The organism is Chryseobacterium sp. KBW03 (assembly GCF_003852415.1).
Taxonomy (GTDB): domain Bacteria; phylum Bacteroidota; class Bacteroidia; order Flavobacteriales; family Weeksellaceae; genus Chryseobacterium; species Chryseobacterium viscerum.
Genome location: NZ_QAJO01000002.1, coordinates 291,162 through 317,811, shown reverse-complemented (window position 1 = coordinate 317,811; position 26,650 = coordinate 291,162). Strand labels below are relative to the sequence as shown.

The window sequence follows — 26,650 nt, the reverse complement described above, 5'->3', positions numbered from 1 at the left end:
CCGTTTAGTTGCTTATGTTGTAAGAATCTAATAATTTCTGATATTCAGGCATGTCTCTTCTTCTGATACTTTCACTCTCTGCAAGAGCCTGTACCTGCATTACTCCTTCAATAATCTGCTCAGGCCTTGGAGGACATCCAGGAACATACACGTCTACCGGAATAATTTTATCAATTCCCTGAAGTACAGAATATGTATCAAAAATACCACCGCTGGAAGCACAAGCTCCAACTGCGACTACCCATTTTGGCTCAGCCATCTGAGTGTAAACTTCTTTCAGGACTGGTCCCAATTTCTTTGATATAGTTCCACAAACCATCAGCATATCTGCTTGTCTTGGAGAGAAAGAGTTTCTTTCCATACCAAATCTTGAAGCATCATAAGTGGGGTTCAGGGTAGCCATAAACTCGATACCACAACAAGAGGTTGCAAATGGCAATGGCCAAAGTGAAAACTTTCTAGCCATCCCGATTACACTGCTCAGTTTTGTTGCGAAAAACCCTTCTCCTTCATAGCCTTCGGGAGCAGGTGCATCTGTTCTTATTACTGGTTTTTTATCTGACATCTCTTAGATTTTAGATTTTAAATTTCAGATTGTAGATTAAAACATCATTTTCTATGTTTAAAATCCGATCTAAAATTTATAATTTTTGATTTTTAATTATCCTACTTATCCCAATCCAGCGCACCGCGTTTCCAAACATAGAAAAACGCTACGAAGAAGATCGCAACGAATGTAAGTACGGCAAGGAAGCCTTCCATGCCGAATTCTCTGAAGTTTACCGCATAAGGATAAAAAAATACGATTTCAATATCGAATAGTACGAACAATACCGCTGTCAGGAAGTATTTGATAGAAAACGGTGTTCTAGCATTTCCTTCTACAGGAATCCCGCATTCCCAGCTTTGGTTTTTTACAGAGTCTCCTTTTTTCTGTTGTGGCCCCAAGAAATGTGCCCCAAGCAAAGAAACCGCTACAAATCCTACTGCTACACCAGCCTGGATAAGGATTGGAATATAACTTTCAGGTAAATTCATTTTTGCATTATTATCTCAATTTGCAAATTTAGCGAATAAACAAGAAAGCATGAAATTTATCAGCTTAAAAGTCGGGTGAAAATGAGTTAAATCGGTAATTTAGAATCAATAAAAATTAGCTTTTTATGATTGTTTTTATGATGTGTTTTTCCCCCTTTTTTTGTAGTCACTCCTAAAAGATAAACCCCGTCATGTACTTTTAAAATAGTACTAGTTTCCCTTTCACAGAAGTATTGAAGAGTATTGAAAGGTTGATTATTGTAGACTTTGAGTCTATTTTTTCATCTTTTTCAAAAGGGTATAGGCTATAAATGAGATGTATCCAAAAAGAATACTGGCAAAAGCAATATTGATGATGGTATTCATTCTGTCATCTTTTAACTGAAAAAAGATGTTATAACAAATAAATCCGGCGATCAAAACAGCGAAAATAATGAGTTGTGGTTTCATACTGTGAATTTACGAAAATCAGAGGAAAATGGTTGACTGTAAATAACGAGCGATGTATTGAGGTTTAGATTCCTTAAGACATCAGCTCGTATGAAGCAGGTATGGAGGGCTTATTTTGGGTTGCCTACCATTAAAGAGTATGTTCTTCTTCGTTTATGATTTACAGGGTTGTAATCCTGCCAAAGTACCTGTACGCTTTTGTTTTCTTCCAATTCAGGATTGGTTTCAGCAAAATCAATTCCCATACTGGTAAACCGTACGAAAATTTCCTTGAAAATAATAGCCGTTACGCCACGTCTCTGGTATTCCGGATGAATTCCGATAAGATAGAAATTGGCACGGTCATTCTTTTTTCCGGCTTGTAAAAAGTGCCACCATCCCAATGGAAATAATTTTCCTTTTGATTTCTGAAGAGCCTTGGAATATGAAGGCATCGTAATGGCAAATGAAACCAGCTGCTGATTTTCATCTACCACACAGATTACATAATTTTTATTGATAAAAGGGAAATATTTTTCCCTGTATGTTTTGATCTGTTCTTCTGAAATGGGAGTATACGTGGAAAGATGTTTATAAGTTTCATCTAAAAGCTTAAACATAGGTTCTACATAAGGAAGAATTTCTTCTTTTGACTTGAATTTAAGAACTTTAAGTTTGTATTTCTGAGCAATCAGGCCACTGAATTTCTCCACTTTTTCTGGAAGTACTTTTGGGAAATTCATTTCATATTCTACCCATTCTTTTTCTTTGGTTAAGCCAAGGTTTTCAAGGTGTTTAGGATAATAGGCGTGATTGTAGATTCCAATCATCGTTGCCAGTTTATCAAATCCCATTGTCAGCATGCCTGCTTTGTCAAGATTGGTGAAGCCCATAGGTCCTTCAATCATTTCAATATGGTGCTCGTTGGCATAATCTATAGCGGTTTGAATTAAAGCTTTGGAAACTTCAGCGTCATCAATGAAATCTATCCAGCCAAAACGTACTTTTTTGTTCCCTAATTCTTTCTCTTCTTTATGATTAATGATTACAGCAATTCTACCCACTACTTTACCGTCTTTTGTCGCCAGAAACTGCTTAGATTCTGAATACTGTAAGGCAGGGTTTTCTTTTGCATCCCAGATTTTCATTTCGTCTTTTATAAAAGATGGGACATAGTACGGGTTGTTTTTGTACAAATCCATCGGAAATTTTACGAATTGCTTGAGTTGATCAGCTGTTTTTACTTCAATAATTGAAACCTTAGACATAACTTTTGATGGTAATTTAGTCACAAATATAAATAATAAAATCTTATACTTTGGCACAGTTTTTATTTGATTATGGATAAAAATTAAACACAAAATCTAAATAAAATGGTGGGTTATTATATCATTATTGGTATTTCAATGTTGGTGAGCTGGTGGGTTTCATCCCGGTTGAAATCGAAATTTGAATATTATTCCAATGTACACCTTCGAAATGGACTTTCGGGGAAAGAAGTAGCGGAAAAAATGTTGAGAGATAGCGGGATTAATGATGTTCAGGTAATATCTGTTCCCGGGCAGTTGACGGACCACTATAATCCGGCAGATAAAACAGTAAACCTCTCTGAAGGGGTTTATATGCAGAGAAATGCCGCCGCAGCTGCCGTAGCAGCTCATGAATGCGGACATGCTGTACAGCACTCCGTAGGATATTCTATGTTGAATTTACGTTCAAAACTGGTTCCTATCGTTAATATAAGTTCCAATCTCATGCAGTTTGTCCTTATAGCGGGTATCGCGGTAATGGCAGCGTCAAGAACTATTGAAAATCCAAACGGAAATACTACTGTTCTGGCAATTGGAGTAGCGATGTTTGCGATGACAACACTTTTTGCTTTTGTAACGTTACCAGTGGAATATGATGCTAGTAACAGAGCGATGAAATGGCTTAAAGATACAGGAACTGTAACTGCAGAAGAGTTTGTTGGGGTACAGGACAGTTTGAAATGGGCCGCAAGAACTTATGTTGTAGCAGCCTTAGGTTCTCTGGCACAGCTTCTTTACTGGGGATCTTTACTTCTTGGTGGAAGAAGGGATTAATCATTAAATTCAAATGAAACATATTGCATCTCGGATAGTTTTTCCGAGATGTTTTCTTTTTGGGCCAGTTTCAGCGAAGCCGTGAGGATACAGTTCTCGTTGGCATCAAAATTCAAAACTTTAGCGTCAAATTTTGAAAGCAGGGTGAAGATCGTATTCTGTTGATTGAAATTAAACTGAATCTCCACTTCTGTTTCCAGTTCCCGGGTCATAATATTAGCTTCTTCCAATGTAATCTTTGCAGACTCTTTATAGGCTTTTACCAACCCGGAAACACCAAGTTTAGTTCCTCCATAATAGCGGACCACAATTACAAGAACGTTTGTAATTTCATTCGCCAATAACTGATTGTAAATAGGCAGACCTGCACTTCCGGAAGGTTCTCCGTCATCATTAGCACGATAGTTTTCACCATTTAATCCCATTCTGAAAGCGTAGCAGTGATGGGTGGCTTTCGGATGTTCTTCCCTGACCTTTTCTAAAGCTGCCTTTAGCTCTTTTTCATTATTCACAGGATAAGCAAATCCGATGAACTTGCTTCCTTTTTCTTTTAAAAGAATATCTTCTATGGGTTTTTCTATGGTTTTGTATTCAAACGTCATTGGAGTTCCTGCTTTGTTTATGCAAAAATATTAAATGCTTTAGTATTCTGCACCATGATCATAAATTAAGCCGTCAAATCTTGACGGCTTATGTATTTTGAATGTCAAATTGCACTCTTACATTTGATCTCCACACAGATCCATTGGAATCAGGCACATATAGCTTGTAGGACCGCAAAAATCTGCAGGGCAGTAATCTCTGCATCTTGTAGGCTGCCCATTAGGTAATGTACATGTTACAAAAACACCTCCCTGAATGGTTTTCATATGAGCTCTGGATACTTTTTTTACATTTTTCATGATCATATTTTTATTTGGTTAATTTGTTCCATTTTATAATACTAACATGGGAATGTTCCGTCTACCCAGGCTGGTGGACAGCTCATACTGGAAGGAGTTGCACAGCAATGCTGTAATGAAGGAGGATAATAAGAACAGCATTGAGGAGCATTTCCTCCAGATACTTTTTTCAACTCCTGTCTTGAAACTTTCTTTAGATTTTTCATAGTAATTTTTTTGTAAAACTAATGTAAATAAATTATTTCATTTGAGGGTGATAAAAAGGTTTTATTTTTGTCTAAAGAAAGAAATCGTATTATCCCTGAAATCTTCGGTTTTGGATGCTGTATGATTGAATTCCGGGGCTTTTGTTCCGTTTTCCAGTATCAGACTTTTATTTTTAATGACAATAGCTTCGTCCCAAAGGTTAGTATTGATAAACTGCTGTAGGGTAAAACGGCCGCCTTCAATAATGACAGACTGTATTTGTTCTTTGTACAAAGCTTCCATGAGATCCGGAAGAAAATGATCCTTGCTGATTTTTATGAATTGAATATGTCCTTCAGTATTCTCTTTTACAGAATTTAAAACCAGCGTTCGTGCTTCGTTATTGTAAATTTTGAAGGTTTCCGGAACTTTTAAATCAAAGTCAATCAGAATTCTGACAGGATTTACGCCTTCGGCATTTCTTACTGTGAGGCTCGGATTGTCATGTAAAGCAGTTTGGGTTCCTACTAAAATTGCATGTTCATCGGCTCTTAATTGATGAACGAACTGATTGACCAGTGTATTGGAAATGGCAGTAGGTTTAAAATCTTTATCCAAAAAGCCATCACCTGATTCTGCCCATTTTAAAATGATATAAGGTCTTTTCTTTTCATGATACGTGAAAAATCTCTTATTAAGTTCAATACATTCTTTTTCCAGAATTCCTGAAGCAGCTTCAATTCCTGCGTCCTGAATGATTTTCTTTCCCTTGCCATTGACCTTATCATGGGAATCCATCGCTCCGATAACAACTTTTTTAAATCCTAATTCTTTGATTCTTAAAGCGCAGGGTGGCGTTTTTCCATAATGAGCACAAGGCTCCAGAGATACATAGATCGTTGATTCCGGGATCAGTTCTTTATTTTTAACCGAATTGATCGCATTTATTTCAGCATGATTTTCTCCTGCTTTATGATGGTATCCTTCACCTATGATTTCCCCGTTGTGTACAATCACACTTCCTACAAGAGGGTTAGGGTAGGTCTTACCAAGGGCTTTCTGTGCCAGTTCTATGCATCTTTTGATATAAAGTTCGTCGTTGTTCATATTCTATAAAAAGAAAAAGCGAAGACAAATTGCTTTGCTCCGCCTTTATTTATTTTGTTATCTATTAATCTCCGCTGATAATGCTGTGGAGATTCTGTTTTAATGTTTCCAGATGAGCTTTCTTCTCATCAATAGTATTGTAAGTATCTCTTAAAAGAGGGTTTTCTCTTGATGGCTTGTTGAAGAAAGAAAGGTTGTTTTCCAGTTTTACAATTTCTCCTTCAAGATCTGAGATTTGATTTTTGATCTTTCTTGCTTTGTCAGTAAGCTGGTTTTCAGATAAACCTTCTTCTTTCAGTTCAAGTTCATTGATTTTGTTTATTTTCAATTTCTCTCTTAAAGTCTTATTGAATTCAGAGTTGATTGAAATTTTATCTCTCGGAACTTTACCGATATTATTCCACGAAGTTTTGATCTGCTCGATTTTTTCGATGCTGCCTTCTTCATTGGAAACCATTTTCAATTCATCAAGAAGATTTTTTTTGTTTTTATAATTCTCTTTCCAGTTGTCGGTAGAAGTATTACTTTTCTCTCTGTAATTGTTGAAAAATGCGTTACATGCATCACGGAATTCATCCCAGATTTTATTGGTCATGCTCTTTGGAACGTGCCCGATCTTTTTCCAGTCTTCCTGTAGTTTTTTGAATAACGGAACTGAGATATCCCATTCCTCGTTATTCATATTATCCTGTGCAGTCTGGATCAATTTTAACTTCTCTTCAAGATTAGCCTGCTGAGATCCTTTCAACGATTTGTAATAGTTGTTTTTCGTTGTATTGAAACCTCTTAGTGTTGTTTTAAAATCATTCCAGTTTTGGTTGGAAAGCTTTCTTGGAACACTTCCAGTTTTTAAGAATTCTGAACGAAGATCCTCAACTCTTTTAATGGCATTCTGCCAATAATTGTGATTGGGAGTCTCTGATGGTTCTGAAAGTTTCTTTATTTCAGCAATGATCTCATTTTTCTTTTCAAGATTCACAGTCTGCTCTTTTTCAATCGAAGCGGAAAGTTCAGACTTTCTTTCGTGAATTTTATTGGAAATTTCTTTGAATTCTTCCCATGTTTTCTCACGGAATTCTTCTGAAACTGGTTCAGCCTCTTCTTTCCAAAGTTTATGAAGGTATTGAAGCTCATTTAAAGCCTTCTGAATCACGGGTTCATTCTCCAGTTCTTTGGCGCGGGCAATGATATGCTCTCTTTTTTCAAGGTTATGGCTGTATTCCTGCTCCAAAAACTCTTTATTCAGATCCAGCATCTGATAAAATTGATTCAGGTGGTGGAAATAATTGTTGTTAAGGATTTTAAATTCAGACTTTGCAACCTGTCCGGCTCTTGACCAGTCTTCTTTGATCTCACGAATGGATTTAAAAAGATTAATTCCTGGTTCAGAACTGGTATATAAATTTTTAAGTCTCTCGATAATACTTTGACGGTGCTCAAGGTTTTTCTTTTGCTCTTCTTCCTGTCCTTTCTGGAAGTCGTCATGCTTTTCTCTGAAAATATTAACCAATGCGGAATATTTAGTCTGAGAAGGGTGCTCATAACTGAAGTTTTCAAGAGCATTTCCGGCCTCTGCGTATTCATGCTTTTTATCCTCCACTTCATCATGGATGTAATGACTTGCTCTTTCCTTCAGCTGGTTGAATCTCTTAAAATTCTCACCGGCATTAGGCGTGTTGATGATTTTTTCCATTTCCTTTAAAGCATCAGTAAGGGAAATTTCTACCTCTTCATGTTCTTCCAGGTGCTCTGCTTCATCTTCATGTGGGATTGCATCATGAGAAACTGTGTTTTCTGATGTGTCCTGAGATACTTCGTTAGGATTTTTCTTTTCTTCGTTTTCAGAAAGATTGTTTTCTGTAGTCATAGCAAATCTTTTATGTGAGTGGCGTTAATATCCTTTAAATATAGCTTTAAGGCCAATTAAAGCACTAATTTATGTTATTTTTTTTGAAAATTCCAAATTTCCCAAGCTTTTTCTGCTTGCTGTTCAAGCATATAATACCCGTTGACTGTTTTTGCTCCTTTTTCAGAGGCATTGATGATGAATTGGGTGTAATTGGGATTGTAGATCAGATCGATCACCAGGTGTTCCGGAGAAAGACCATCAAAAGGGAAAGACAGACAGTCTTTAACATTTGGAAAAGTACCTACAGGTGTACATTGAATGATTATTTTGTATTCAGCAACAGTTTCTTTATCAAGATTTTCAAAATTGATTTCTGTACTTCTGGAAACCGTTACAGAAGGAATGTTATGCTTGTCTAGCGCATATTTTACAGCCTTTGCTGCGCCTCCGTTTCCTAGGATCAGTGCTTTGTCCTGTGAAGGCTTTTTGTGTAAGAGAAGCGTTTTTTCAAAGCCGAAAGCGTCCGTATTATAGCCTGTTTTTTTGCCATTCTGAATAAGAACGCAGTTGACAGCGCCTATTTTCTCTGCTTCATCACTTAATTCATCAAGATAATCAATTATTTTTTCTTTATAAGGAATAGTGACATTGAATCCTAAGAGCTCCGGAGAAGAAAAAAGGTTTTCCACTTCATTGATTTCATTCAGATCAAAAATATCGTAGGAGAAGTTCTTCAGCATGAGCTTTTGAAACTTATTTTCGAAGAATTTTTTAGAAAAAGAATAGGAAATATTTCTTCCTATCAATCCTAATTTTTTATTGGAATCCATAGATCAAAAATAAAAAAAAGACCGGATAAATCCGGCCTTTGGTTTGAAATATTTTTTAATAATTAATCTACGATAAATTTAGTAGAGAAGTTATCTGTTTTCAGGATATAAGTTCCTTTCGTTAACCCTTTAAGGTTGATTTTGTTTGTGTTTTTGAAAGGATTAATGATTGTTTCAATTAATTTTCCGGAAAGATCGTAAATGTCCGCTTTTGAAACTTTGTTAAGGTTTTCTCCTTTTACAAATAATTCATTATTTCTTACCGGGTTAGGGTAGATCATGAACTGAGATTTGTCTTTTTTAGTTTCATCAGTTGCTAAAGTACTAAAACATGTCCAGTTAAGGTCATCTATGGCAACTCTTTGCGCATTTTGACTTGTAATTGGATTTGTAATTTTGATCACTACATTTCCGCTTACATTGATATTAGGAATGGTTGTTGTCGTTGTTGCATTAGCTGTTCCACTATAAGGAATGGTACCTACTAGATTTCCGTTTATTTCTACATTTAGAACACCGGATCCGCTTCCATACTTTAATGCAGTTGTTACTGTTAAATTCTGGATTCCTCCTGTAAGAACAGAACTGGATAAGTTTCCAATTCTTAATGTAATTGCTTTACCATTGATCGTCTCGTCAACTCTTGAGTCAACTGCGGTCCATGTTATGCTATTATTGGTCCAAACTCTTGTGGCATAAGCAGGGTTTGTAGAAGTTGGTATATTTGAGAAGTCTTCAGTTCCACAGCTTCCTCCTCCGGCAGGTCCGTCAAGAGTAGTCTCTACAGCGTTATTACTTTGTGGTGAAGAGTTTCCTGCTGCATCTTTAGCAATGATATAGAATGTATACTGAGTTAGTGGAGATAATCCTGTTACAACAGTAGAAGTTGTTGTTCCTGAAACAGTGGCTTTTAGAACGCTATTTGCATAAACTTCATAAGAAGCTACTCCCACGTTATCAGTTGAAGCTGTCCAGCTTACCGCAATTGAATTTGATGTAGGATTGTTTGCAATTAAATTGGTAGGAACCGTTGGAGCTTGTGTATCAAGAACTGGAGTTCCCCAAACCATATTTACATATTCAGGATGGTCAATATATGGATTTCTGTTTCCCTGAAATGCATAGGTAGCATTATTTCTTCTAATTTCTGATGCAGATACAGGATCTTGCGCATGCCATAGTAAAAGTTGGCTTAATTCCCAATCCTGAAGACTTGGGTAAGTGTTTTTGGCGATCATATCACCAGTAGAGAATCCTGCAAGCTGACTTTCATATCTTGTTACAAAATAAAAAATCATTCTCGCTATATCTCCTTTAAACTCGTCAATTGGTTCAAATACGACACCTGAATATCCTGGTGATACAGAGTTTCCTCTTTTGGATCCGTTTTTTGACAGAAAATTATATGTACCTACTTTTCCATAAGGTAAATTACCTCTTTCATTGTTTACCTTTCCATCAGTAGCTCTTATAAAGTGAACATCTGATCTCATCGGTAATGCCTCATTGAATAAACTTTGAGGAACAACATGTTCTCTGTTGTAGCAGTCTCCTTCATTAGAGTAACCGTTTGACCCACATTGAGTTGTACCATATGCGAAATTATATTGATCTGGTCCTACTGGTGTTTCTGAATAAATATCCAGAATTGTACCATCGTTATCATAGTCATAATCACGGTCGGTTGTCTGATATGCACCCCATACATCACTATACGTGATACCTGTAGCATGTCCTGTAGTAATGATTTGCTTAAGGGCTGTCTTAAGAGGAGCGGCGCTTAGGCCTGCAGCTGCATTATAATATCCGGCCGGGATCTGGGCCAGACCATTTATAAATACAAAGCTTAATAGAAAAAAAGATAGAATTCGTTTCATTTTTTTAAATTGGGGCGTAAAGGTACAAAAAAATGAAAACGAGATATATTAATTTAATGTAATATATAATTCTACGATATTAGCTTTTAGTAAGATATTCTCTACTTATTTTTGAAAAGAACCATGAAATAGTGATTCCGAAGATGGAAGCTGTAAGTGCTACGATAAGATAATTTTTTCCTACAATTTTTACCGGGAATGGAAGAACTTCATTGGCTCTGAAGAACTCTGTATAAAGCTGAAAATAGCAAAGTGCTGTTCCCAGGATTACTCCGGTAATTACTCCGGAAACCACAATAAGGATTCCGGTATAGAAATAGGTCATTCTTAAATGGCTTAAAGGGAAGCCAAGTGATATCAATGATTTTGCCTGTTCTTTTTTATCAAGCTGGAGGATGATGATCGCTCCTGCAAGATTGAAGGTGGTAATGAAAATAACCAGTGCAAAGATCAGGTAGATAAAAAGCTTTTCAGTGTTGATCATTTTCCAGAAAGCAGCATTTTCTTCTTCCTTGGTTTTGATCTCAATATTTTTTCCCAGAGAAGAAAGCAGGTTTTGTTTTACAGCATCTGCATTCTCCGGATTTTTTAATTTAATAACGATTTGGTAAGCCGATTTTTTTGGAAGGCTTAACAATTCTTCAGTAAGTTCAATAGGAGAGATGATGTAATTATCCAGTTGATCTTTTCCGGGGAAAACACCTGTTACCGAAATATCTCTTTTATTATAGATGTCTTCTTCCTTATTGATGATCCCTGTTCCCGGTTTGGGCATAAAGACCGTTGCATAATGATTGGAGGAATCTACAGGAATAGAAAGTCTGTTGTCCAGGCTGTTTTCCATCAACACTTCATTAGAATATTTGAAGCTGGGATATGTTCCGTAGAAAACATCTTTATTGATTGGATTTACTTTCACATAAGCAGAATCTACCCCTCTTAAATAGGCAATATCTCCTTTCCCATTGAAGCTGATGTATACTTTTTCTTCAATAACACGGGAGAAGCTGCTTACTTCTTTATTGCTTTTTAAAACAGAATTAACCTGTTCCAGATTTTTAATAGTTTTCCCTGCAGAACTTTTTAAAGTCAGATCCGCATGGAGATTGGAAATAAGGTCTTTATTCAGTTCTTCCAATCCGGAAAAGACGGAAATAATGACGAACATTGCAGCCACAGCAACCGTCATGGCACCTACGGCCAGCCACGTAATGAACGTAACGGCAGTACTGCCTTTTTTAGCCAAAAGGTATCTGGATGCTATGTAAAATGCAATATTCTTCAAGATCTATAAAACAGGATTGTCGCCTTCGCCTCTTAATTCTCTTTCCAGTTTTTCAACATCATCAAGAGCGGTATCGAGATAAAAGTTAAGCTGTGGAATAATACGTACCTGTTTTGCCATTTTCTGGCCAATGAAGTTTCTGTATTGAGGTTTGTTTTCTTCAATCTCCTTCATCACAGCGCTACGGAACTCCTGAGGGAAAATGCTTAAATAAATTTTAGCGATTCCTAAGTCAGCAGTTACTTTTACATCTGAAACAGATACCAATATGCTCTGTTTGCTGTCTGAAGCCTGTTTGCGGAAAAGTTCTGCGAAGTCTTCCTGAATGATCTGTGCTACTTTTCTTTGTCTGTTACTTTCCATAATTTCTGCAAATTTAGTACTTTTGTTTGAATTGATACTTTGAAATTCAACTGCAGTATCAAATTTACGATTTAATTATATTTATTAGAATTTATGAAGCTAGAACATATTGGTATTGCTGTAAAGTCTTTAGATGGTTCTGATGAACTTTTTGCCAAGTTATTAGGAAAAGAATCCTATAAAAAAGAAACTGTACAAAGAGAAGGCGTGGTAACGTCTTTTTATGAAACCGGAGAAAGTAAAATTGAGTTGTTGGAAGCCAGTAATCCTGAAAGCCCGATCTCAAAATTTATCGATAAAAAGGGCGAAGGCATCCATCATCTGGCATTTGGGGTTGAAAATATCCTGGAAGAAGTGAAAAGATTGAAAAAAGAAGGATTTCAGTTTATCTCCGAAGAACCGAAAGAAGGTGCTGATAACAAATTAGTTGTCTTCCTACACCCAAAATCTACAAACGGTGTGCTGGTAGAACTTTGCCAAGAAAAGCAATAAAAAATTTTGTAGTAAAAGAAATTTTGCTATTTTTGCAAACACAAAATTTAACCAAGTTTTGAGGTCCTATAGCTCAGTTGGTTAGAGCACCTGACTCATAATCAGGTGGTCCCTGGTTCGAGCCCAGGTGGGACCACAGAAAATCAACCGCTTACATCATGTGAGCGGTTTTTATTTTATTGCTTATTCTATTGAACATTACTAATTATTAATAATTAAAACCGGCAGGTTATATCTATCAAACCGATTTATAATATGTAGAAATTGTTTTTGATCAACTGGAGTTGCCCAGCCAGTTGCTCTATTTTGAAGTCCTAAATTATTGGTATCCAGAGAAATTTCGCTCTCAAAAACTAATGAATTATTTGAGTAGACATAGATCATACTTTGCACTGTCGAAACATCCGATCCGGTGTATTTAAACTCACAATTAATCAAATCATTTACTAAAGAGAGATTACTGGATTTTAAAACTTTCCATTTTGAGATGGTAGCACTCGTGTTTTTTCTGTCCTCATGGTCTAAAACAATATATACAACCATATTTTGAGAGCTTTCCAATCCTGGAATATCTTTTAATTTAAATGTCTGAGCAAATTTAAAATTAATTGCTTCAGGATTTTTTATCGTTGATAAGGATATTACCATCGGTTTATAGAAAAAGTATCCGGTTATCAGAATGAATAACGAAAAAATGATCTTTCTAGTCATATTATTTTATCATAATTATTAGTGTCGTGAATGTAATAAAAAGCAGAATATCTTTTTATAATATCTGAACAAACTTCCATTCTATTTTCTTAAAAGGAGATATTTTATCACTTCAAATTTCCTATGCACAACATTAAACATTTGTTTAAAAAACCATAAAGGATATTTAAAACACAGTTAACACCCTTCTTCCTCATATCCCGTTGCTTTGCAAAAAAAGTAATGATGAAAAACAATAACCAATTCAACAGAAGAAGATTTCTTAAAAATTCACTATTGGCAGCCGGAGGAATTTTCATTGCACCTTTAATTGAAAGCTGCAGCGATGATTTTACAGAAAATGGAAATGCTCCCGATGATCTTAAAAATGGAGGTTTTGAATCCGGAGTGGCAAGTTTTGATCCAAGTGCAACGGGAATCATTATCTGGACAAGATATTCTAAAGGAATGGATGCTGAAATTACCTGGGAAATAAGCAAGAACAGCAACTTTTCAGAAGTCGTAAGAAGAGGCCAGGCGAATGCCACAGCAGTGAATGATTTTACGGTAGCTGTAGATGTACAGAATATCTCTTCCAATACAAAATATTACTACAGATTCTATAATAACAAAACCAAAGAAGCGAGTGTAACAGGGGAAACCCTTACTTTACCTTCAAAATCAGATGCAGTAAACGAGGTGAAAATGGCGGTCGTATCTTGCTCCAACTTCCCCGCAGGACTTTTTAATGTATATGGAGCGATTGCAAAATCTGAAGCAGATGTTGTTGTACATCTTGGAGACTATATCTATGAATATGCACCCGGGCAATACGGAACAAATCCTTATACCAACCAATTAGGAAGAGCACATCAGCCGGCAAAGGAAATTCTTAATCTCAGCGATTACAGAGAACGATACAGACAATACCGGGGAGATAAAAATCTTCAGCTTCTGCATCAGAAAAAACCGTTCATTTGTGTTTGGGACGATCATGAATTTGCCAATGACACCTATAAATCCGGAGCAGAAAACCATCAGCCCAATGAAGGAGATTTTCAAGCCAGAAAGATGGCTGCTTTCCAGGCATACAGTGAATATATTCCCCTTAAAACAGGGAAGGATATGAGAATTTACAGAAGTTTCAACTTCGGAAATATCGTATCCCTTTATATGATGGATACAAGGGTGATTGCAAGAGATAAGCAGATGGAATATTCCGATTATGTGGATAATGCAGGAAACTTTAATCAGGTACAGTTTAAAACAGATTTCTTAAGCACCAGCAGAAAACTGATAGGAAGCGAACAGATGTCATGGTTGAGCTCTCAGATCAATGGCGATACAGCAAAATGGAAAGTGCTGGGACAACAGATTTTAATGACTAAAATGATGGTTCCTGCCGAACTTCTGATGCTTTTGAACCAGATTTTGGCAGAAATAAAACAACACGGAAGCGCACAGCCGGCTACCATGCAGGCCCTTCAAAATACAATCACACAACTGATTATTATCAAAACAAGATACAAGCAGCAGGATCCTACATTGACTCCACAGGAAATTGCCAGAATAACAACTACTTTACCCTATAATTTGGATGCGTGGGATGGATATTTCATGGAAAGAGAACAGCTTTATTCCGTTCTTTCTGGAAAAAATGTAGTGGTATTGGCTGGAGATACCCACAATGCATGGTTAGGAAAACTTACCGATGCACAGGGGAAATTCATCGGAACCGAATTGGCTTGCAGTTCCGTTTCTTCTCCGGGGTTGGAAGGCTATCTGGGAATAACTTCAGACCCTGCAAAAGCAATAGAACTGGCTCAGGCATTCTCATTGCTGATTGATGACCTTGATTATGCGAATCTCTATAAAAGAGGATACCTGCATGTAAAATTTACTTCCGGCAGTTCTGTGGCAGAATGGAGGTTTGTAGACAATATCATCTCTGATACCTACAATACCACTACAGAAAAAACATATACGATCTCATAGTTTCAATTCAATCATATCTTATTTTCAATTTAGTAAAAAGAGTCATGGTGTGTCACTGTGGCTCTTTTATATTATTGACTTTTTTTGTATCTTGAACAGATGCGAGAGGATGTAAGAAAAGATTTTTTACCGTTAGTTTCTAAAACATGGTGGTTCATTACCTGGCTGACCAGAATTTCAGGGATACTTTTATTGGTGGCAGCGTTTCTTTTGATAGTAGGATTGCCCATTGTATTCAGTAATAAAATTGTATTATTTACTATAGTTTCAATACTGTATTATCCGGCTCTTGCTTTTGGCTTATACCGTTTTATTCTATATCAGAAGAAAATCAGAAAAAGAGTAGTCCGAAAGGTAGTCGTTGATGATCAGGGAATTCATTACGAAAGGGCCAATGGAATAATAGATAAAATTCTTTACAGTAACCTGAAAAAATATTCCTTTTCTGATGAATATGATGTGAGTGTAAGTCCAAGACACAAAACCTATATATTGAAAGTGAATGACAATGGTTTGGTAAGAGAAGTAGATTTTAACGGAATGGATGCAGGTTACAGTTCCTTTATTGGAAATTTAAAAGCCTTAAGGCGAAGGTATATTCAGGGAATTGTATATTTCAGACCAGATTTGCGGATAGATCCTTTGGTTTATGATGTCTACTATATCAATCCTGTTGATTTTACATTCGATCATAAGAAATATTGGAAATTACTAGCACAGACTTTTGCTATAATGATACTATGTTGTTTAGTATTAGGAATCATTATGCTTTGGCTGGTTGCATGATCTCTAAGGATCATATTTATTTTTATAAAATTTGAAATAGACCGGATTTAAAATTTTATTCCAAATCAATTGGATTTTCACATCTCAAAATCTTATTTTTCTTTTAAACTTTTGTTATCAAAAAATAAAGACTTGGTTTAAAAAATTAATAAAAAAACAATGGTGGAAAATTTTATTTATTACTTAGGTTTAGTCCTGGTAATTATTGGTGCTATTATGCTGGCCAACCGTTTAAAAGTAGCATACCCAATCATACTGGTTATTGCCGGACTTCTTATCAGTTTTATCCCCGGACTGCCGGTGTTGAAAATTGATCCGGAACTTATTTTTATCATCTTCCTTCCTCCGCTTTTATATGAAGCTGCATTTGCTGTCTCCTGGAAAGAAATTTGGAAACTGAGGCGGATTATTACCAGTTTTGCCTTTATTGTTGTTTTCCTTACGGCAATATCTGTGGCTTTTGTAGCCAATTCATATATTCCCGGATTTTCACTGGCACTAGGTTTTGTGCTGGGGGGAATTGTATCTCCACCGGATGCTGTAAGTGCCGGAGCGATTTTGAAATTTGTGAAAGTTCCCAAAAATGTATCTACGGTTTTGGAAGGAGAAAGTTTATTCAATGATGCTTCCTCACTGATTATTTTCAGGTTTGCAATGGTTGCCGTTGCTACCGGACAGTTTATATGGCAGGATGCGGCGGTAAGTTTTGGATGGATGGTATTCGGCGGATTGGGAATAGGAGTTGTACTTGCTTTTATCTTCCTTGAAATTGGGAAAATATTCCCTACCGATGTCAATATGGATGCAATACTCAGTCTTGTTGCTCCCTATGTGATGTATATTGCTGCTGAGGAAGTCCACTCTTCGGGGGTATTGGCCGTGGTAAGCGGCGGATTGTTTCTTTCCGTTAGAAGACATCAGATTTTCAAAACTTCACAATCCAGATTAAGAGGCTCCAATGTATGGGAAAGCTTTGTATTTCTGATCAATGGAATTGTGTTCTTACTGATCGGGCTGGATCTGCCGGAAATTATGGTGGGATTGAAAAAAGAAGGGATAAGTTTATCCGATGCCGTTGGCTACGGATTATTGATAACAGCCGTACTGGTTATTGTCCGGTTTTTGTCTGGTTTTGGGGCGGTTTTCGTTACACTCATCATGCGAAATTTCATCAATGTTGCAGATAGAGATCCGGGAATGAAAGCTCCATTACTGATGGGCTGGACAGGAATGCGGGGGGTGGTTTCACTAGCAGCAGCGTTGTCCATTCCCATAGTAATGGAAAATGGGCAGCCTTTTCCACACCGTGATCTTATTCTTTTTATTACCTTCATTGTGATTCTTACCACTTTGATTATTCAGGGATTGACACTGCCTGCATTGATCAAAAAGCTCAATTTATCCGATTCCGGAGCAGGAATGTCCGAAGAAGAATCTGAATATTTCCTGAGAAGAGAAATGCGCAGGGTATCCTTCAGGTATCTGGATGAAAATTATAAAGAAAGAAGAAGCGAAAATGAATATTTTAGCAAACTGATGGACCGCTGGGAGCAGGAAGATAAAGAAGACTCTACTCATGAGATGTCTGAAGAAGCTAAACAAATCTATTTTGAAACCATCGAACAGCAAAGAATTTGGCTTCGTGAAGAAAACAGACGCAATCCGAATATTGACGAAGAATATATAAGACATTATTTAACAAGGCTGGACCTGGAAGAAGAAAGGCTCAGAATGTAAAAATTAAGGGAATGAAAAATTTAAAAAAGCAGCTCGGGCAGTTTCCCGATGAAAAAAGAAAAGAATATTTCAGTACGCTTCCCAACTATCTCAATGGGAAATTTCAGAATATATTGAATACACCGTCTTTATTAGAAGGAGAAAGTATGACCAAAGTACTTCTCCAAACCCTGTGTAAAGTAGAAAATACATCACCCCGCACGGCTCTCCCGTTTATGGTGACCGACCTTAAGAACCTTCCGCCTGAAGAAAATGTTTTGGTATGGTTTGGGCACAGTTCCTATTTCATACAGGTGGATGGCAAGAGATTTCTGATAGACCCTGTTTTCAGTGGAAATGCTTCCCCTATGCCAGGTTCTATAAAAGCTTTCCAGGGAGCCGATTATTACAAGCCGGAGCACATGCCGGATATAGACTTCCTGCTTATTTCACATGATCATTGGGATCATCTGGATTATAAAACTGTTCAGGATTTAAAAGATAAAGCAGGAAAAGTTATTTGTGGGTTAGGAACTGGTCAGCATTTTGAATACTGGGGCTGGGATCTTGACAAAATCATTGAAAAAAACTGGTGGGAAAGCATAGATATCGCAGAAGGTTTCAGAATTACACTTACTCCTGCACGGCACTTTTCCGGAAGATTACTGAACCGTAATATCTCACTCTGGACTTCCTTTGTGCTGAAAACACCTGCAAAAAATCTGTTTCTGGGCGGAGACAGTGGATATGGAAATCATTTTACAGAAATTGGAGAAAAATACGGACCGTTTGATTTAGCTGTAATGGAAACCGGACAATATAACGAAATGTGGCCTTACATTCACACCCTGCCGGATCAGCTGATCTCAGAAATAAAAGAACTGAAAGCCAAAAATTTCATTCCTGTTCACAACTCGAAATTCAAACTGGCACAGCATATCTGGTATGAACCTTTAGAGCTTGCCTCAAAAAATGCAGAAGAAAACAATATACCCATTACCCTTCCTATGATTGGCGAAAAGGTAGATTTGGACCAGCTGGGGACGGTAACCTGGAAAAGATGGTGGGAGGAATATATTTAATGAATTGTAATTAGCACATTCTTCATTCGTTTAATTTAAAAAAATAAAAACTTGCCCATCACTGGGCAGGTTTTTCCTTCATATCAAAAAAATAATCACTACTAAGGTTCCTTATGGTTGACCTTTGTATGAATGATATCGTAAAATACAGCCGTATTGGTAGCATCAGGAGTAATTCTGTAAGTAAATGTAGTTTCGTTCAGGGTAAGAATATCTACAACACGTGTAAAAGTAGGCGTGGTAAGCGTTCTCTTTTTCCCGTCAGGAGAAATAGACCATGTCCCTTCAGATCTCAAAATATCATTTAAACCGAAAATTTTAAAAGTTCCGTTAGCTTTAAAGTAAGAATAGCCTACATATCCGGCTACGCTACTATCACTTAAAGCTACATTATTTCCGCTTTTATCCTTAGCACCCGTGGTTTCCCATGGAGTAGAAGCTAATGTAAGCTGTCCATTTGTCGGCTCTGCATGAGACGTTCTGGTATGGATGATGTCATAGTAAATAGACGGGTCGCCGGAGTTAGGACGTATTCTGTAAGTGAATTCATTTCTGTTTAAAACAAGAATTTCAACATCACGGGTGAAAATAGTGGTCCCATCTGGGTTCAATGCGGCAATCGTTCTGGTTTTTCCCTGTGCATCCACAGACCAGGTTCCCATTGACCTCAATACGTCAGTAAGGTTGTAAATGGCAAACTTTCCGTCTGCCTTAAAATAAGCAAACCCCACATATCCGGCTACGCTGGCATCAGTAAGAGCAATATTATTTCCATTTTTATCCTTAGCTCCGGTAGTTTCCCATGGAGTAGAAGACAGTACCTGTGAGGGAGTCTGCTGTTCAATAATGATTTCATTGTCATCACTTGAACATGAAACAAAAGATGCTGATAACAGCACGGCTGCAGACAGATAACATAATTTTTTCAGTGTATTCATAAGGGTATTTTTTAAGTCTTTGCAAACTTATTCCGAATAAATATCAAAACGTTGTATAGAATATCTCTTTTGTTGTAGAAAACATAACAGATCCCAAATTAGAATGAAAGAAATGATATTTCCTATAAGAATATCAATAGTATTAACAAATATTACTGTTGAATGTGCTCAATTCCCCTCGTTTGGAGGGGGGCAAATCGAAGATTTGACGGGGTGGTTTCTAAACATTCCATGATAAAAACTTTTTTCTTGCCATAAAAATTCCCCAAAAATTCTATTTTTGAGTATGAATAACAGAAACCGTGGAAAGAACACTGGCGATGATACCCTGTTTGGTTCAGAGAAGCAGATCGGCAAACTGAAGCTGGCTGTTGAAGATATGCAGTATTTGCTGACTAGAGAATACCCGGAAAAAGCGGCTTCAGAACTTGTAGGAAACAGATACAGACTAAAAACCCGTCAGATACAGGCTTTACGGGGAGCATCCGCATCTGATATTCAGATTCAAAACAGGCAATTGAAACATTTGAAAGCCTCTGATTTAAAGGAAAAGACAGTTTATCTCGATGGTTTTAATGTTTTAATCCTGCTGGAAAGTCTGCTTTCCAAAGCTTATGTTTTTGAGGGATTGGACGGTTGTATCCGTGATCTTTCCGGAGTTCATGGAACGTATAAAAGAGTGAATCAAACCTTAAGAGCTATGGAATTGGTCGCTTCTTTTCATCAGAAAAACCAAATTGAGAAACTTGTATGGATCTTTGACAAACCGGTTTCCAACAGCGGAAGAATCAAGCAGATTATCCTTGAATTTGCCGAACAACATCAGCTCAACTGGGAAGCAGACCTGCAATACAATCCCGATAAATTCCTGGCAGAAAGTTCGGAACTCATTGTTTCCTCAGATGCCTGGATTCTGGATCACTGTAAAGAATGGTTTAATCTGATCGGCTATTTGATCAGAGAAGAAGACCTTGCTGTTAATCTGATTAAAATGATGTAAAATATGAACCTGTTTGAACCCTATATTCCTCTGTTTTCTCAAACATGGAAAGACCAGTACAAAGCTGTTTTAGCAGAAGAGCATCTGATAAATCTGGAAAAAAATATAGATAGATTTAAAACCCATTCCTTAGAACTGGATTTACCTTATTTTAATGAAGAAATACAAGTTGACAGGAAGGAAAGCTTTGAAAAATTTATTCTGATCCTTGAGAGCCACGATTCGGCTGAGGTTAAAACAAAATTGCTGGAAACAATTCCGTTTGAACACTGGCTGAACATCTTAGGACAAAGATTGACCTCTGCAAGCATCCGTGATGAAAATGCCATCCCACCTTTGAAAACCATGCTGATTGATGCCTGCCAGAAACCCTTCAATAGCGAAATTACCATTGCACAAAGAGCCTGGGAAAAGCATATTGGAAGAATGGATGATGATTTCTGGGGAGAAATCAAAGGAAACAATCAGCAGAAACAAGAAAAAGTAATGGCAAAAATCCATGATATCATTGACAATAAAACCTGGTGGAATGTTTTCTTTCATTACAAACACGAACTGGTTTTTGAAGTCCGGGAAAAAGAAGGCCACGGCATCCGCTGGAGCCACGGAGGAACAAAACTGATCGGCTTTCTGGAAAAATTTATTAACGAATAAATAAAATACAAACATCTGTGCCATCTGTGAAATCTGCGGGAATTTATATTTTCTCATAAATCATGCAGAAATAGCCCGATTTATTGTTAACAAATTCACTCTTTTCTAATTTTTTTCACTACGTAAAAAGATTGCGTACTATGCTTCTAGTTTTGCAGACATAAAACAGAAGCTATGAATACATCACACCAAAAGTTTTCAACCGAAGAATGGGAAATATGTCTCAAGGTTCTTGATGCCTTGAAGGAAGAGCCGTTCCTGAATCCTGATAACAAAACATTTTCAGGACTGATTACGAAAATTCATAAAAGCGCCAAAAGACAAAGCCGTCATGAAAATTATTCAGAAATGAAGTCTCACGACCTGGCTGTAAATTCCAATTCTGTATTGATGCAGAAAGCATTGGCGGGAGTTTCTGTTTATTATGATAATGAAAAAGAAGAAGTACAACTTACAAAACTTCAGATTCCCAAAAACTGCTATTGCTGTAACCAGAGTTATCAGTATGCACACTCTTTCTATTCCAGATTATGCCCGGTCTGCGCTGCAGAAAACTATGAGAAACGTTTTGAAACGGCAGATCTTACAGGAAGAAATGTAATCCTGACAGGAGGAAGAGTGAAGGTAGGTTTTGCCGCAGCATTGAAGATGTTGAGAAACGGGGCTAATTTGGTTTTGACAACCCGGTTCCCGGCACTGGCGATGGAATTGATGCAGCAGGAGGAAGATTATGAAAACTGGAAAGACAGACTCTGGATATATGGTTTGGATCTGAGAAATCTGAAGGCGATTCAGGATTTTATCAACTTTTATAGATTCAATTTTGATACGCTGGATATTCTGATCAATAATGCAGCTCAGACAATAAAATATCCTGATGAATACTATTTACCGATAATAAAACGCGAAAAGGAAAAACTAATAGAATTTAAAAATATACCGACCCTGATCCCGAACCAGACAGAAATTTCCAACGAAACCGCGAAATTGGAATATGCACACAATGAAGAAACCCAGGTGGCACTTACCCGTTTTGGACAACCTGTGGATAACAGAGAAAAAACAAGCTGGAATTCTACTTTGGAAGAGGTTTCCATGTATGAACTGGTAGAGGTAAACCTCATCAATCATATAGCGCCTTATTTCCTGATCAAAGAACTGAAGCCATTGATGAAAAACTCAGCGTTTAAAGAAAAATTTATCATCAATGTAACCTCATCAGAAGGAATTTTCAGTTATGAAAATAAAACGGCTTTTCACCCGCATACCAACATGACAAAGGCCGCTCTGAATATGATGACACTCACTTCTGCAAAAGAATTTGAAAATGATCAGATCTATATGAGTGCGGTAGATGTGGGATGGATTTCTACCGGAGCTAAAGAAAGTTTGAGAAAAAAACAGTTTGAGATGGGATACATTCCGCCACTGGATTCAGTGGATGGAGCAGCCAGAATTCTGCATCCTGTGATAGAAGGAATAAAAGGAAATTACTTCAGTGGAGTTTTATTGAAAAATTATAAAGTTCACACCTGGTAATATCCAGACGGAGATAATAGTAATAAATGGAAAAATACATTTTGCTAAAATGAGTTGCAGGTTCGATTCCTGCTTATCTCCCAATCATTGAAACGGTAGCTCAACAGGAAGAGCGCTGACCTTCCAAGTCAGAGGCTGCGGGTTCAATTCCCGCCCGTTTCACAGGAGTACATTGTTCAAAAGGAGAAGAATACGTCCTCAACACGGACGAGCTGCAGGTTCAAATCCTGCTGTACTCCCAAAGTAAATAATGGAGATAATAGTTTAACGGAAAAACGATTCCCTGCCCGGAATCGATGCACGTTCGAATCGTGCTTATCTCCCTAATCAGAAAGTCAGAGCAGTAGCTTAATCTGGAAAAGCATATCCACGGAGGATAGGTTGCCGGTTCGATCCCGGTCTCTTTGGCTTTCATTTAAAATTATAATACCATGCTTAAAGATTTATTGATTTTTTTAAACATCATTGATGAAATAAAAGTTCCCGTACCCATGCAGTGGCAGGAAAGAAAACCTATGGAAAGAACGCCGAGACCAAGAATTTCCAAAACAGAATTGGTCAAAGAACCGGAAATGATTTCGACGGAATGGAAACAGGAATCTTTTGAAAATGTAATGGTGACGAAAGAACAGGATATCCCGAAATACTTTTCAACAGTAAGAGAAAGAAAAACAAACAGAACCTACCTGAACAGAATTGAAAATCTGGCAGAACATACAAAGGATTATAAAGAATACTGTCTTGAAAAAACAAGCAACCAGCACATGTTGAAAGCGGAAGACTATTACATCTATTCTAAAAACGGAACTACAGAAACATTTCTGATTGCAAAAGATGCTTTTATCACCCATAATGAACATAAAATGCTCCGTATAGAAAGCGGTTGCTTTGTAAAGTATATCCAGCAGGAATATAACCCGATAACACAAATAATAGAAAATGCATACGACTGATACTACAAAACGATATAAAATATTCTCCGAAGAAGACTGGACGGAGGCTGTTTTTGACGACCATACCCAGATAGAAGTGTATGCCAAAAACATGACGTTTCACGGTACCGAAATAAAAGGAAACTTGCTTTTGCGTGGTGAAGGCTGCCGCTTTCCGGAACTGAAACATATCAATGGAAATCTTTCTATTGATGCAGATAATTGTGAAATTCCACAACTTGAAACGGTGGAAGGTCATTTTAAAATGCATTGCTATACCCGGCTGGATCAGCTTAAAAAAGTAAGCGGTCATTTCAAGTGCATCGTTGATGCTGCTTTTAAAAACCTGGAAATAATCGGGGGCTATATTTCTGTGAAAAATGCTACAGTCAATGCTAAGAATGGTAAATTGCTGAAAACGAGAGACGCTATTCCTATCAATTACCAGTTTCAGGCAGATGTGCTTCTGAAAGACGGTATTTTTGATATTAAGATCCTTGGAAATAATATTGTAATTCCTCACCGGGAAATCCGCGGTAAAATAAGTGTGGTAGGTGAAAATATATCATTCCCGAATCTGGAATTTATTCATGGTTCTCTTAAATTCAGATGTGAATACCAGATCGGGCACAAATTTACCCATTATTTTCCGGCGTTGAAAAAGCTGATCGGTAACCTGAAATTTGAAAATACAAGTATTTTATTTCCAGAACTTCAGGAAACCAGCGGAAGTATTCATCTGGAAAATGGTTCTTATGTCAATTTCCTGGCACTTGAGAAATCTGGAAATATTATGCTCAATGGCGGGAGTGGAGCCGTATTTCCGGTTTTGACTGATATCAATGGAAATTTCCAATACAATGGTTCTGAAAAGTGCTACCTGAATGCTCTTCAATATGTGAAAGGTGTTTTCAATACTTATAATGCGTTTGCTCCTAACATTGCTGAGGTGGGTGATCTGATTGTCCATGAAACCGATAGTTTTGAACATCTTCAAAAAATTAACGGAAAAGTTCAGCTTATGTATCAGGAGAGCCGGAATGTGAATTTTAAATCATTGGAGTATCTCGGACAATGGGGAGATTCAAGGTTGCAGGGGTTTCAGTTTCCGGTTATGAAATGTATTAATAATTATTTGTATGGTACAAATCATGGTTTTGAACAGCTGGCAAAGAATATTTATTTTAAAATAAATAATAACATCTATCTTACGAAAGATCATTTCATTGTTTCCCGGATGTTTTTCCCTTATGTTCTTCAGGAAAAGAGCTATCCTTTGAGAAAACTGGTTGCGATCCTAAAATTAAGACATAGTAGTTTTCAGAATTTTGAGACCCGTGAATATGAAAGACAGTGGGAACATTTCGATACTCCGTTTTTTACGCAGATCTTAGATAAAATTGAAAGTCTTTGGGATGAAGTGAAGCCGATGAAATATGAAGAATTCTTTAATACCACAGATAGAAATTTCAAACTTTTCTGCTTCAGCTATTATGGAGTAGGAAATCTGATGGAAAAATTGGAAGCTAAAAAGATCAATGAAAGGGAAATAGAAGTTTCTTACGTGGAATATGATGAAAACGGAAACGAAAACTTAGTAAAGAAAGTCAACCGTTATGAAGTTCACGAAGTTGAAAACAATAAGCTCGGAATTTTTGTATGGGGAGATAGAATGCAACATTCTTATGCGGTGAAATGCTGTTGCCCTTCCACAAAAAAGGAACATTGGCTGTGGATAGAGCAGGAATATAAAGATGATGCTTTGACAGCTATTGCATCTACTTTCAGAATACATAGTAATCTTATTCCGCATATCAAAAATCTAAAAAGACAGGGAGATCTATTAATCTGTGAATTGAAGGAAAAAATGACTCCAGCCGGAGAAATCCGACCTTTAACCGCTTCAGAATACTTTAATCTCCTGAGAGCAGAAACATAAATTGGAAACAGTAGTTTAATTGGAAAAACATTCCACTCAGAGGAAAGTCGCTGGTTCAAACCCGGCCTGTTTCTATTTTTAAAACTAAAAACAATAATTAAATTATAATAAAAAAACAAAATGAATACATACATTGATATTGGCATTAATCTGACCAATAAACAGTTCTATAATGAACACGACGAAATTATCAACCGCGCTTTGGACCAGGGGGTAGAACATATGATTCTCACAGGAACCAGTGTAAAGGGAAGTAAAGAATCTGCTAAGATTGCAGAAGAATATCCGGAAATTTTATTTTCAACAGCGGGAATTCACCCTCATGATGCCAAATCTTTTAACGGGGAAAGTATCGGTGAACTCAGGAAATTGCTGAAACAGGATCATGTGATTTCAGTAGGCGAGTGCGGACTGGACTTCGACCGGGATTTTTCTCCAAGACCCATACAGGAAAAATGTTATAAAGCTCAGCTGGAACTGGCTATAGAAGTCAATAAGCCGCTTTTTCTTCATGAAAGATCAGCATTTAAAAGGTTTAATGAAATCACAGATGAATACCTTTCCCAATTATCCGAAGCTGTTGTACACTGCTTTACCGGAACATTGGATGAAGCAAAGACATATCTGGATAAAGGATTGTATTTGGGATTTACCGGAGCAATCAGCGATGAGAAAAGATTTAAGCATCTCGAAGACGTTATAAAATATGTCCCTCTTGACCGAATGATGATTGAAACAGACGCCCCTTTTATGCTTCCGAAAAATATGTCCAGGATGCAGAACAGGCGAAATGAACCTTCCTTTTTACCGTATGTAGCACAAACAGTTGCCCATGTGAAGAAGATCAGCATTTCCGAAGTCGCGGACGAGACCACAGAAACGGCCAGAAATTTTTTCAGACTATAAAAAAGAGCTCTACTGATGAAGTAAAGCTCTT

The 26,650-nt window shown here is 37.1% G+C and carries 27 protein-coding genes and 6 tRNA genes; 18 read left to right on the top strand and 15 right to left on the bottom strand.

Annotated elements, in window-relative coordinates; translation table 11 throughout:
* Nucleotides 1-4: 4 nt before the first annotated feature.
* The 4 genes from DBR39_RS03515 to DBR39_RS03505 all read right to left on the bottom strand — a co-directional run bounded on the left by DBR39_RS03515 (nucleotide 5) and on the right by DBR39_RS03505 (nucleotide 2,735).
* Entirely contained in the window at nucleotides 5-565 is a 561-nt protein-coding gene (locus DBR39_RS03515; protein WP_002983540.1) for an NADH-quinone oxidoreductase subunit B, read from the bottom strand.
* 101 nt (nucleotides 566-666) lie between these two features.
* On the bottom strand, nucleotides 667-1,038 hold the full coding sequence (locus DBR39_RS03510) for an NADH-quinone oxidoreductase subunit A (RefSeq protein WP_103234088.1): 372 nt from the start codon (nucleotides 1,036-1,038) through the stop codon (nucleotides 667-669).
* Between the two features lie 273 nt (nucleotides 1,039-1,311).
* Nucleotides 1,312-1,488 carry a hypothetical protein gene (locus DBR39_RS24165; RefSeq protein WP_185147129.1) on the bottom strand — a complete coding sequence of 59 codons (177 nt, stop codon included), beginning with the start codon at nucleotides 1,486-1,488 and terminating at the stop codon, nucleotides 1,312-1,314.
* Nucleotides 1,489-1,598: 110 nt separating this feature from the next.
* A complete protein-coding gene (locus tag DBR39_RS03505) occupies nucleotides 1,599-2,735 on the bottom strand; it encodes a GNAT family N-acetyltransferase (RefSeq protein ID WP_124530863.1) in 1,137 nt (378 codons plus the stop codon).
* Nucleotides 2,736-2,840: 105 nt separating this feature from the next.
* Between DBR39_RS03505 and DBR39_RS03500 the strand changes: the two genes are divergently transcribed.
* Nucleotides 2,841-3,551 carry a zinc metallopeptidase gene (locus DBR39_RS03500; RefSeq protein WP_185147128.1) on the top strand — a complete coding sequence of 237 codons (711 nt, stop codon included), beginning with the start codon at nucleotides 2,841-2,843 and terminating at the stop codon, nucleotides 3,549-3,551.
* On the opposite strand, the gene DBR39_RS03495 is transcribed toward DBR39_RS03500, so the two are convergent.
* The 9 genes from DBR39_RS03495 to rbfA all read right to left on the bottom strand — a co-directional run bounded on the left by DBR39_RS03495 (nucleotide 3,548) and on the right by rbfA (nucleotide 11,950).
* Nucleotides 3,548-4,153 (bottom strand): IMPACT family protein, encoded by a 606-nt coding sequence (locus tag DBR39_RS03495; protein WP_103234086.1) that lies wholly within the window; start codon nucleotides 4,151-4,153, stop codon nucleotides 3,548-3,550. The genes DBR39_RS03500 and DBR39_RS03495 overlap by 4 nt on opposite strands.
* A gap of 117 nt (nucleotides 4,154-4,270) precedes the next feature.
* Nucleotides 4,271-4,453, bottom strand: a complete 183-nt coding sequence (locus DBR39_RS03490; RefSeq protein WP_124530862.1) for a bacteriocin-like protein — start codon at nucleotides 4,451-4,453, stop codon at nucleotides 4,271-4,273.
* Nucleotides 4,454-4,494: 41 nt separating this feature from the next.
* Nucleotides 4,495-4,659 carry a bacteriocin-like protein gene (locus DBR39_RS24160; RefSeq protein WP_153816330.1) on the bottom strand — a complete coding sequence of 55 codons (165 nt, stop codon included), beginning with the start codon at nucleotides 4,657-4,659 and terminating at the stop codon, nucleotides 4,495-4,497.
* 61 nt (nucleotides 4,660-4,720) lie between these two features.
* Nucleotides 4,721-5,746, bottom strand: coding sequence for a bifunctional diaminohydroxyphosphoribosylaminopyrimidine deaminase/5-amino-6-(5-phosphoribosylamino)uracil reductase RibD (gene ribD, locus DBR39_RS03485; protein ID WP_124530861.1), 1,026 nt, complete (start codon nucleotides 5,744-5,746; stop codon nucleotides 4,721-4,723).
* 64 nt (nucleotides 5,747-5,810) lie between these two features.
* A complete protein-coding gene (locus tag DBR39_RS03480) occupies nucleotides 5,811-7,613 on the bottom strand; it encodes a DUF349 domain-containing protein (protein ID WP_124530860.1) in 1,803 nt (600 codons plus the stop codon).
* 74 nt (nucleotides 7,614-7,687) lie between these two features.
* Complete coding sequence (locus DBR39_RS03475) at nucleotides 7,688-8,425, bottom strand: shikimate dehydrogenase family protein (protein WP_124530859.1); 738 nt, start codon at nucleotides 8,423-8,425, stop codon at nucleotides 7,688-7,690.
* Between the two features lie 62 nt (nucleotides 8,426-8,487).
* On the bottom strand, nucleotides 8,488-10,302 hold the full coding sequence (locus DBR39_RS03470; RefSeq protein WP_124530858.1) for an endonuclease: 1,815 nt from the start codon (nucleotides 10,300-10,302) through the stop codon (nucleotides 8,488-8,490).
* 79 nt (nucleotides 10,303-10,381) lie between these two features.
* Nucleotides 10,382-11,587, bottom strand: a complete 1,206-nt coding sequence (locus DBR39_RS03465; RefSeq protein ID WP_124530857.1) for an ABC transporter permease — start codon at nucleotides 11,585-11,587, stop codon at nucleotides 10,382-10,384.
* Nucleotides 11,588-11,590: 3 nt separating this feature from the next.
* Nucleotides 11,591-11,950, bottom strand: coding sequence for a 30S ribosome-binding factor RbfA (gene rbfA / locus DBR39_RS03460; protein WP_103234718.1), 360 nt, complete (start codon nucleotides 11,948-11,950; stop codon nucleotides 11,591-11,593).
* A 93-nt stretch (nucleotides 11,951-12,043) separates the two neighbouring features.
* Here rbfA and mce point away from each other — a divergent pair, with 93 nt between their 5' ends.
* On the top strand, nucleotides 12,044-12,442 hold the full coding sequence (gene mce / locus DBR39_RS03455) for a methylmalonyl-CoA epimerase (RefSeq protein ID WP_124530856.1): 399 nt from the start codon (nucleotides 12,044-12,046) through the stop codon (nucleotides 12,440-12,442).
* A gap of 62 nt (nucleotides 12,443-12,504) precedes the next feature.
* Nucleotides 12,505-12,578: transfer RNA gene (locus DBR39_RS03450), tRNA-Ile, on the top strand.
* 65 nt (nucleotides 12,579-12,643) lie between these two features.
* Here the strand turns inward: DBR39_RS03450 and DBR39_RS03445 are convergent.
* Complete coding sequence (locus DBR39_RS03445) at nucleotides 12,644-13,153, bottom strand: hypothetical protein (protein ID WP_124530855.1); 510 nt, start codon at nucleotides 13,151-13,153, stop codon at nucleotides 12,644-12,646.
* A gap of 222 nt (nucleotides 13,154-13,375) precedes the next feature.
* Here DBR39_RS03445 and DBR39_RS03440 point away from each other — a divergent pair, with 222 nt between their 5' ends.
* The 4 genes from DBR39_RS03440 (at nucleotide 13,376) to DBR39_RS03425 (ending at nucleotide 18,711) form a co-directional block, all read left to right on the top strand.
* A complete protein-coding gene (locus DBR39_RS03440) occupies nucleotides 13,376-15,127 on the top strand; it encodes an alkaline phosphatase D family protein (protein ID WP_124530854.1) in 1,752 nt (583 codons plus the stop codon).
* 99 nt (nucleotides 15,128-15,226) lie between these two features.
* Entirely contained in the window at nucleotides 15,227-15,913 is a 687-nt protein-coding gene (locus tag DBR39_RS03435) for a hypothetical protein (protein WP_124530853.1), read from the top strand.
* A 159-nt stretch (nucleotides 15,914-16,072) separates the two neighbouring features.
* A complete protein-coding gene (locus DBR39_RS03430; protein WP_124530852.1) occupies nucleotides 16,073-17,650 on the top strand; it encodes a Na+/H+ antiporter in 1,578 nt (525 codons plus the stop codon).
* A gap of 11 nt (nucleotides 17,651-17,661) precedes the next feature.
* A complete protein-coding gene (locus tag DBR39_RS03425; protein ID WP_124530851.1) occupies nucleotides 17,662-18,711 on the top strand; it encodes an MBL fold metallo-hydrolase in 1,050 nt (349 codons plus the stop codon).
* Between the two features lie 101 nt (nucleotides 18,712-18,812).
* On the opposite strand, the gene DBR39_RS24155 is transcribed toward DBR39_RS03425, so the two are convergent.
* Nucleotides 18,813-19,649: a DUF4822 domain-containing protein gene (locus DBR39_RS24155; RefSeq protein ID WP_185147127.1), complete on the bottom strand. Its 837-nt coding sequence runs from the start codon at nucleotides 19,647-19,649 to the stop codon at nucleotides 18,813-18,815.
* 286 nt (nucleotides 19,650-19,935) lie between these two features.
* On the opposite strand from DBR39_RS24155, the gene DBR39_RS03415 reads away from it, so the two are divergent.
* The 11 genes from DBR39_RS03415 to DBR39_RS03380 all read left to right on the top strand — a co-directional run bounded on the left by DBR39_RS03415 (nucleotide 19,936) and on the right by DBR39_RS03380 (nucleotide 26,619).
* Nucleotides 19,936-20,649: a DUF434 domain-containing protein gene (locus DBR39_RS03415; RefSeq protein WP_185147126.1), complete on the top strand. Its 714-nt coding sequence runs from the start codon at nucleotides 19,936-19,938 to the stop codon at nucleotides 20,647-20,649.
* A 3-nt stretch (nucleotides 20,650-20,652) separates the two neighbouring features.
* Nucleotides 20,653-21,303 (top strand): hypothetical protein, encoded by a 651-nt coding sequence (locus tag DBR39_RS03410; RefSeq protein ID WP_124530849.1) that lies wholly within the window; start codon nucleotides 20,653-20,655, stop codon nucleotides 21,301-21,303.
* Nucleotides 21,304-21,477: 174 nt separating this feature from the next.
* Entirely contained in the window at nucleotides 21,478-22,842 is a 1,365-nt protein-coding gene (locus DBR39_RS03405) for an SDR family oxidoreductase (RefSeq protein ID WP_124530848.1), read from the top strand.
* Between the two features lie 89 nt (nucleotides 22,843-22,931).
* Nucleotides 22,932-23,004: transfer RNA gene (locus tag DBR39_RS03400), tRNA-Gly, on the top strand.
* A 3-nt stretch (nucleotides 23,005-23,007) separates the two neighbouring features.
* Nucleotides 23,008-23,081: transfer RNA gene (locus tag DBR39_RS24150), tRNA-Val, on the top strand.
* 14 nt (nucleotides 23,082-23,095) lie between these two features.
* Nucleotides 23,096-23,165, top strand: a tRNA-OTHER gene (locus DBR39_RS24145).
* A 13-nt stretch (nucleotides 23,166-23,178) separates the two neighbouring features.
* A tRNA-Pro gene (locus tag DBR39_RS24140) sits at nucleotides 23,179-23,250 on the top strand.
* A gap of 23 nt (nucleotides 23,251-23,273) precedes the next feature.
* Entirely contained in the window at nucleotides 23,274-23,795 is a 522-nt protein-coding gene (locus DBR39_RS03395; protein ID WP_124530847.1) for a hypothetical protein, read from the top strand.
* Nucleotides 23,782-25,713 carry a hypothetical protein gene (locus DBR39_RS03390; RefSeq protein ID WP_124530846.1) on the top strand — a complete coding sequence of 644 codons (1,932 nt, stop codon included), beginning with the start codon at nucleotides 23,782-23,784 and terminating at the stop codon, nucleotides 25,711-25,713. Before DBR39_RS03395 ends, DBR39_RS03390 begins: the two co-directional genes overlap by 14 nt.
* Nucleotides 25,714-25,717: 4 nt before the next feature.
* Nucleotides 25,718-25,787, top strand: a tRNA-OTHER gene (locus DBR39_RS03385).
* Nucleotides 25,788-25,833: 46 nt separating this feature from the next.
* Complete coding sequence (locus tag DBR39_RS03380) at nucleotides 25,834-26,619, top strand: TatD family hydrolase (RefSeq protein WP_124530845.1); 786 nt, start codon at nucleotides 25,834-25,836, stop codon at nucleotides 26,617-26,619.
* The last annotated feature ends 31 nt before the right edge of the window (nucleotides 26,620-26,650 follow it).

Coding starts and splice junctions, on each gene's coding strand:
- DBR39_RS03515 (WP_002983540.1), bottom strand. CDS start 565: ATGTCAGATAAAAAACCAGTAATAAGAACAGATGCACCTGCTCCCGAA.
- DBR39_RS03510 (WP_103234088.1), bottom strand. CDS start 1,038: ATGAATTTACCTGAAAGTTATATTCCAATCCTTATCCAGGCTGGTGTA.
- DBR39_RS24165 (WP_185147129.1), bottom strand. CDS start 1,488: ATGAAACCACAACTCATTATTTTCGCTGTTTTGATCGCCGGATTTATT.
- DBR39_RS03505 (WP_124530863.1), bottom strand. CDS start 2,735: ATGTCTAAGGTTTCAATTATTGAAGTAAAAACAGCTGATCAACTCAAG.
- DBR39_RS03500 (WP_185147128.1), top strand. CDS start 2,841: ATGGTGGGTTATTATATCATTATTGGTATTTCAATGTTGGTGAGCTGG.
- DBR39_RS03495 (WP_103234086.1), bottom strand. CDS start 4,153: ATGACGTTTGAATACAAAACCATAGAAAAACCCATAGAAGATATTCTT.
- DBR39_RS03490 (WP_124530862.1), bottom strand. CDS start 4,453: ATGAAAAATGTAAAAAAAGTATCCAGAGCTCATATGAAAACCATTCAG.
- DBR39_RS24160 (WP_153816330.1), bottom strand. CDS start 4,659: ATGAAAAATCTAAAGAAAGTTTCAAGACAGGAGTTGAAAAAAGTATCT.
- ribD (WP_124530861.1), bottom strand. CDS start 5,746: ATGAACAACGACGAACTTTATATCAAAAGATGCATAGAACTGGCACAG.
- DBR39_RS03480 (WP_124530860.1), bottom strand. CDS start 7,613: ATGACTACAGAAAACAATCTTTCTGAAAACGAAGAAAAGAAAAATCCT.
- DBR39_RS03475 (WP_124530859.1), bottom strand. CDS start 8,425: ATGGATTCCAATAAAAAATTAGGATTGATAGGAAGAAATATTTCCTAT.
- DBR39_RS03470 (WP_124530858.1), bottom strand. CDS start 10,302: ATGAAACGAATTCTATCTTTTTTTCTATTAAGCTTTGTATTTATAAAT.
- rbfA (WP_103234718.1), bottom strand. CDS start 11,950: ATGGAAAGTAACAGACAAAGAAAAGTAGCACAGATCATTCAGGAAGAC.
- mce (WP_124530856.1), top strand. CDS start 12,044: ATGAAGCTAGAACATATTGGTATTGCTGTAAAGTCTTTAGATGGTTCT.
- DBR39_RS03445 (WP_124530855.1), bottom strand. CDS start 13,153: ATGACTAGAAAGATCATTTTTTCGTTATTCATTCTGATAACCGGATAC.
- DBR39_RS03440 (WP_124530854.1), top strand. CDS start 13,376: ATGATGAAAAACAATAACCAATTCAACAGAAGAAGATTTCTTAAAAAT.
- DBR39_RS03435 (WP_124530853.1), top strand. CDS start 15,227: ATGCGAGAGGATGTAAGAAAAGATTTTTTACCGTTAGTTTCTAAAACA.
- DBR39_RS03430 (WP_124530852.1), top strand. CDS start 16,073: ATGGTGGAAAATTTTATTTATTACTTAGGTTTAGTCCTGGTAATTATT.
- DBR39_RS03425 (WP_124530851.1), top strand. CDS start 17,662: ATGAAAAATTTAAAAAAGCAGCTCGGGCAGTTTCCCGATGAAAAAAGA.
- DBR39_RS24155 (WP_185147127.1), bottom strand. CDS start 19,649: ATGAATACACTGAAAAAATTATGTTATCTGTCTGCAGCCGTGCTGTTA.
- DBR39_RS03415 (WP_185147126.1), top strand. CDS start 19,936: ATGAATAACAGAAACCGTGGAAAGAACACTGGCGATGATACCCTGTTT.
- DBR39_RS03410 (WP_124530849.1), top strand. CDS start 20,653: ATGAACCTGTTTGAACCCTATATTCCTCTGTTTTCTCAAACATGGAAA.
- DBR39_RS03405 (WP_124530848.1), top strand. CDS start 21,478: ATGAATACATCACACCAAAAGTTTTCAACCGAAGAATGGGAAATATGT.
- DBR39_RS03395 (WP_124530847.1), top strand. CDS start 23,274: ATGCTTAAAGATTTATTGATTTTTTTAAACATCATTGATGAAATAAAA.
- DBR39_RS03390 (WP_124530846.1), top strand. CDS start 23,782: ATGCATACGACTGATACTACAAAACGATATAAAATATTCTCCGAAGAA.
- DBR39_RS03380 (WP_124530845.1), top strand. CDS start 25,834: ATGAATACATACATTGATATTGGCATTAATCTGACCAATAAACAGTTC.